Origin of the sequence: Streptomyces milbemycinicus (genome assembly GCF_002154605.1) — a bacterium.
In the GTDB taxonomy this organism is placed as follows: Bacteria; Actinomycetota; Actinomycetes; order Streptomycetales; family Streptomycetaceae; genus Streptomyces; species Streptomyces milbemycinicus.
This window is the reverse complement of sequence record NZ_MUNE01000547.1, coordinates 1-5,684: the sequence shown is the minus strand read 5'-3', so window position 1 is coordinate 5,684 and position 5,684 is coordinate 1. Positions and strand designations below refer to the sequence as shown.

The 5,684-nt window shown below is 68.8% G+C and carries 4 protein-coding genes and 2 tRNA genes; 4 read left to right on the top strand and 2 right to left on the bottom strand.

Going from position 1 to position 5,684, the window contains the following annotated elements; translation table 11 throughout:
* On the bottom strand, positions 1-2,446 hold a 2,446-nt coding region (locus CCN51_RS53755; protein WP_143676004.1), incomplete at its 3' end, for a PAS domain-containing protein.
* Positions 2,447-2,671: 225 nt separating this feature from the next.
* Entirely contained in the window at positions 2,672-3,124 is a 453-nt protein-coding gene (locus CCN51_RS37465; protein WP_014177844.1) for an SSI family serine proteinase inhibitor, read from the bottom strand.
* Between the two features lie 205 nt (positions 3,125-3,329).
* On the opposite strand from CCN51_RS37465, the gene CCN51_RS37460 reads away from it, so the two are divergent.
* The 4 genes from CCN51_RS37460 to CCN51_RS54570 all read left to right on the top strand — a co-directional run bounded on the left by CCN51_RS37460 (position 3,330) and on the right by CCN51_RS54570 (position 5,348).
* Positions 3,330-3,419, top strand: a tRNA-Ser gene (locus CCN51_RS37460).
* A gap of 318 nt (positions 3,420-3,737) precedes the next feature.
* Positions 3,738-3,810: transfer RNA gene (locus tag CCN51_RS37455), tRNA-Arg, on the top strand.
* Positions 3,811-3,952: 142 nt separating this feature from the next.
* Positions 3,953-4,393: a transposase gene (locus CCN51_RS60265; RefSeq protein WP_425315054.1), complete on the top strand. Its 441-nt coding sequence runs from the start codon at positions 3,953-3,955 to the stop codon at positions 4,391-4,393.
* A gap of 379 nt (positions 4,394-4,772) precedes the next feature.
* Positions 4,773-5,348 carry a HEAT repeat domain-containing protein gene (locus tag CCN51_RS54570; RefSeq protein ID WP_143676002.1) on the top strand — a complete coding sequence of 192 codons (576 nt, stop codon included), beginning with the start codon at positions 4,773-4,775 and terminating at the stop codon, positions 5,346-5,348.
* The last annotated feature ends 336 nt before the right edge of the window (positions 5,349-5,684 follow it).

The following is a 5,684-nucleotide window of genomic DNA, read 5'->3' as shown; positions in this document are numbered from 1 at the left end:
CGGCCGGCGGGGCGGCGTCGGCCGCCGCGGGCGGCAGCGCGAGGGCGGACCGCCCCTGTCCGGCCTCGGCCGGGGCGGCGCGACGGGCCCGCCGCCCGGCGAGGGTCGACGGCTGCCCGGCCATGCCCTGGGGCGGCACCGGCCCCATCGCGGGGGGCTGGGGACCGGGTTGCGGGTTGGCTTGGGGACCGGCTTGCGGACCGGGCTGCTGACCGGAGCCGCGGGGATGGTGATGGGCCCCCGAACCCTGGCCGTCGGTTTGGGCGTTCGCGCTCGCGACCGCCGGCTGCTGCTCCTCGTCGGGGTGGCGGCGGGCGCGCCGGCGCCCGGTCGGCTGCTGCTCCTCGGCCGCGGCCGACTGCCCCGGGGTGGTGCTGTCGCCGTCGGGCGCGGGCGCCGCGGGCCCCGCGGGCGCGGAACCGGCGTGCGCGCCGCGGTGACCGGCGCCTTGGGTGCTGGGCGTACGCGGGTCGGCGCCGCGCGCGGGGGGCTGTCCGTCCGCACCCCCGTTGGCACCGCTTCCGTCGGTCCCTGCGCCGTTCGCCCCGGCTCCGTTCGTACCGGCTCCGTTCGTACCGGCGCCGTTGGTTCCGCCTGCGGCCGCGCCGGCCGGGCCGCGCCGCGCGCGCCGTCCGGTCGGTCCGGTCGGCGTCTGGCCGGTGCCCGCGCCGTTCGTCCCACCCTGGCCGACGGCGGAGCCCGGACCGGAGCCCGGACCGGTGTTCCCGGCGCCGGTGCCCCGGCCGGACGTACGCTCCGACGCCCCTGCGGCGTTCTCCGCCTGGTCCGCCTGGGCGGCGGCGGCCGCGGAGATCGGCACCTCGAGGACGTAGGCGTGCCCGCCCATGCCCGGCATCTCATGCGTCTGCAGCACGCCGCCGTGCCGCCGTACGATCCCGCGGACGATCGGCTCGTGTACGGGATCGCCGCCCGCGTACGGCCCGCGCACCTCGATCCGGACGACATCGCCGCGCTGCGCCGCCGCGACCACGATGGTCGAGTCGCCCGTCGCGCCGCCCGGGCCCGCGGCCGCCTTGCCGGTGGAGTCGACCCCCGCCACGTCCGCGATCAGGTGCGCCAGCGCCTGCGCCAGCCGCTCCGCGTCCACCTCGGCCTCGATCGGCGGCGCGTGCACGGCGAACTGCGCCCGCCCAGGGCCGATCAGCTCGACCGCGCCCTCGACGCCGGCCGCGACGACCTCGTCCATCGAGACCGCGTGCCGGGTGAACTCCTCGCCGCCCGAGTCGAGCCGCTGATAGCTCAGGACGTTGTCCACCAGCGTGGTCATCCGGGTGTACCCGGCGGCGAGGTGGTGCAGGATCTGATTGGCCTCGGGCCACAGCTGCCCGGCCGGGTCGTCGGCCAGCACGCCGAGCTCGCCGCGCAGCTCCACCAACGGGCCGCGCAGCGACTGGTCGAGGACGGCGAGCAGCTGGGCGTTGCGAGCGGCCAGCGCGTCGTACCGCTCGGTGTGTGCCTCACGCTCCTTGGCGAGCTGTGCGGTGAGTTCCTTCCGCTCCTTGGCGAGCTGCGCCGTGAGCTTCTCCTGCTCCTCCGTGTGGCGCGCGGTGAGCTTTTTCAGCTCCTTCGCGTGCTTGGCCGTGAGGTTTTCGAGCTCCTCCGCATGCTTCGCCACGAGGGTTTCCTCGGGCCGCCGGTCGGTGAAGGTCATCACCGCGCCGACCAGCTGCTCCCCGTCCCGCACGGGCGCGGTCGTCAGGTCGACCGGTACCGGGCTGCCGTCCTTCGCCCACAGCACCTGGCCGCGCACCCGGTATTTACGGCCGGAGCGGAGGGTCTCGGTGAGCGGGGACTCCTCGTACGGCAGAGGGGAACCGTCCGGGCGCGAGTGGTGTACAAGAGGATGAAGCTCCTGACCGCCCAGGTCACTGGCCCGGTAGCCGAGGATCTGCGCCGCGGACGGGTTGACGAGGACCACCTTGCCCTCGGTGTCCACGCCGACCACGCCCTCCGCCGCCGCGCGCAGGATCATCTCGGTCTGGCGCTGCTGGCGGGCGAGCTCGGCCTCGGTGTCGAGCGTCCCGGTCAGGTCGCGCACGACGATCATCAGCAGTTCGTCGCCGGTGTAGCTGTACTGGTCGGCGTAAGGGGTCCTGCCGTCCTCCAGGTTGGCGCTGGTGACCTCGACGGGGAACTGCATGCCGTCGGTGCGCCGCGCGATCATCCGTGTCGGCTTGGTGTGGCCACCCTCGTCCTGGTCGTCGGGGCGGCGCATCGAGCCCGGAATGCGATTGGAGTCGAAGGAGGGGAGGAGATCCAGCAGACCACGGCCGACCAGCGCTGTTCCCGGCACCTCGAAGGTCTCGAGCGCGATGTGGTTGGCGTTGACGACCGTGCCGTTGCAGTTGACCAGCAGCAGGGCGTCGGGAAGGGCGTCGAGTATGGCTGCGAGGCGAGCAGCGCCTCGGGATGGCCTGCTGCTCACGACGACGCTTCCTCCCTGATGTACCGCACCTTGCCCCGACACTCGCGGTGGTTGTGCCGCCCGTCCGTGGAGTGTCCTCAGGGGAGTCTACGGGCAGCGGGGGCGGACGCGGCGGTAGATGAGAGGGAGGTCGCAGCACGACGTACGCGTCTCGGCCCACGCCAGGACAAACCTCCTGGGCACGCTCTCTGGGCCGTTCTGTCCCAGTCCCGGCCAATCCCCAGGTCAGCTCTCAGGAAGACGCAAAACAGCAGAAAATCTGTCCCATCGGGCGATCTCGCAGCCATTGACCCGCGAGAACCGCGCGTCCACCGGCCGCCCCGCCCAACGACCGCGCAGCTGCGCGGTGGCAGGCCCCCCGTACTGCCCCGTGCACATCGCCGCGGGCGGCACGGGCGCGAACGGATCCCTCCCCCACACCGTCGCCGAGTCCAACTGATCGCACGCCCCGTGCGCGGCCGGGTGTGTCCCGCCCGCGGGATGGCACGCCAGCGTGTACGTGACAGAGTCCGCCGCACCGCCGCTCCGCGACACGGTCACGATCAGGTGATCGGTGCCCCCCTCGTCATACGGCATCGGAAGCGGCACGGGCGCGGCCGCCCAGGCGGTGGCACTCATCGCGGTGGCGGAGGCAGCCGCCGTGACGACGGCGACGGCAAGGCGGTGCAGCAGGGGCATGGGGGCGCTCCAGGTGTGATCACAGCGGGGCACACTGCCCCTGCCCCTCTAACGCGCCGCCGTCGTGCGCGTTGCGCCGCCATAAGGGCTTTGCGATGCGCCCCGCCAGCCGAGTACCGTAGGCGGCGATTGGTGACATCCCCCTGGGCTGTGACATCATCTGCACACACCGCATCTCGCTCGCGCGAATATGCTCGGTGTGCGTGGAGGCTTCGCCTAGTCTGGTCTATGGCGCCGCACTGCTAATGCGGTTTGGGGTAACCCCCCATCCCGGGTTCAAATCCCGGAGCCTCCGCACTCACCGGAGCCCCGGCCCCACGGCCGGGGCTCCGTCGCGTTTCCCCCACCCTCACATCACCCTCACCCACCCCGCTACGCCCTTCGTGGCTCATCCGGGCCCTAGCGCGGTGATCATCCGGCGATCCCGTCCGCTGAGCGCCGCGCCTCCTTTGGCCATACGCGCGGACGCTCCCCGTCGATCTTCCGGATGACCGTCAAAAGACAGTTTTCCCAGCTCAGAGGGGGTGAGGGAAACGGATTTCGCCTGACGCCACAGGTCATGTAATGTTGTCCCCGCAACGCCGACCGGCAAGAAAGATCGCCGGGAAGCCAAGCGCTCGTAGCTTAACGGATAGAGCACTTGACTACGGATCAAGAGGTTGCAGGTTCGAATCCTGCCGAGCGCGCCCCAGCTCAGAGGCCCCTTCCAAACATCGGAAGGGGCCTCTGGCGTATGCGGTGGCATCCAGCTGACATCAACCGTCACGCGGGGCATCGCCCATGCGGTCGAAAGCCGAGCGCGGCGACTCGAGCCGGACGAAGGTGTAGATGTCCATGGTCATGTGGATCGAGCTGTGCCCTAGCCGTTCCATGATCAACCAAGCGTCGGCTCCCTGCTCATGGAACCGGACCCGTCGGCTGCCTACCGGTTCGCACAGCAGGGTGAAAGCGCGGTGCAAGACGGGCCCGCTTGGCGGCCGCGAGCCGGCGGCCTGCGGCCGCTACCGGGACCGCGTGGTTGGTGGCGGACGGGTTCCGAGTTTTGAGGCACCTCCCCGGCCCGGGGTCGGCGTCGGGCTTTTCTACCTCCCGCCCCGCAGTCCCGAACTCAATGACATCGAACGGGTATGGCGCTCGGTGAAGTACGAGGACTACCCCGAGCGCGTCCACACCACCGCAGAAGCAGTCGCCACCGCCATCGCCCAAACCCTCAACCGCCAACGCACACGCATCAAAAGATCAGCAGCGAACTTCACCAAAGCCGCTTAGCAACCGGGCCTCCGCTCCCAGCAGTAGCCGACGCTGCCGCTCATCCAGATGCGGGAACACCACCGCAAACCCCTTACAGTGAGTTGCTTATAAGTCTTTTTCGGGATGCGCTACCTCACCAACGATCCCCGGAACGGAAGTAACGCCTTGATTCCCTGCAAGCCCTTGGGTCTTTTCGGCGACAAAGAGCCCGAACGTATCCACCTATCCCAAGCTCGGCCCGTGCCGTACGAGCCCTGGGGAGCCGATGGCCCGAACCGTCTTGCAATACAGACACGACGGTTGACGAGGTTGGTGAGTTGAGGATCGACGTAAGATCGGAGAATCGTAACTTGCCACCGGGCGATCCGGCTTCCAGAGTCACGGAGAAGGTGATCCAATGATTGAGATCAGAATGGCATTCACTAGTGACGTTGATTTCGAACTATTGCTCCAGCACGGCAGAAATGAAGGGTGGACAGCGGAGACGACTGGCGAGTCCCCAATCCCATCAGGTGAGGCCGCCGAGGACGGCGCGTATTTTTTCTCCTGGCGACTTGGCAAAGGGGGGGCTGGTCGATTCGTTGACGACGAAGTGGTCGAGGTGAAGTTCTTCGTCTTCAGCGGAGAAGTTAAAACCTCCACCATCACGAGATTTCGCCAAAGCTTCCCCACTGCTACCTACAAAGAATTTCTCGATCGCGTTGCGAACGACGTTCCACACGAGGATCAAGGCCGCGCCCTTGAAACGATCGGTGCCATTGCTCCGCGCACCTACACCGATGCGGTCTACGAGTCCGTATCACGCGGGCTGGACGGCGACACGGCGTCTGTTCGAACTGCGGCGATTTCAGCGGTAATGCAACTGTCATGGCGGGAGTTTCGAGAACCATTGAAGCGAGTCGCGGATCACGACCCCGACCCCAATAACAGGGCTTACGCCACGAACACCTTGTATTCGTTGCCGCAGGGCTGACAGGCGGCCATGCGACGTCGGTGCCCAGCCAGCCAGCCAGCCAGCTCAGCCAGGCAGGTCGAGCAGTTCCGCGTACCGGCCGAACTCCGGTGTCACGGGAGGCAGCTCCTGGTACTCCGCTGGATCGTGTGAATCAGCAGCGGCATCATGGCGCGGCCCTTCCCTTCCGCCGCCAAGGATGCTGCTGTGACCGCGACTGAACGGATGTTGCCTCCCATCGGCTCGAACGACTCCGCGTAGAAGTCGAGGTCGGGGGGCGTCGGTGCGGGGGAGGGAGGTCGGGCAACCTATGGATGGGAGGCCTCTGACGGCAACGCTGACGGCACCGACCACACA

Excerpts from the sequence above, each read along its gene's own strand:
- CCN51_RS37465 (WP_014177844.1), bottom strand. The coding sequence starts at position 3,124 with ATGCCCCTGCTGCACCGCCTTGCCGTCGCCGTCGTCACGGCGGCTGCC.
- CCN51_RS60265 (WP_425315054.1), top strand. The coding sequence starts at position 3,953 with ATGTCCATGGTCATGTGGATCGAGCTGTGCCCTAGCCGTTCCATGATC.
- CCN51_RS54570 (WP_143676002.1), top strand. The coding sequence starts at position 4,773 with ATGATTGAGATCAGAATGGCATTCACTAGTGACGTTGATTTCGAACTA.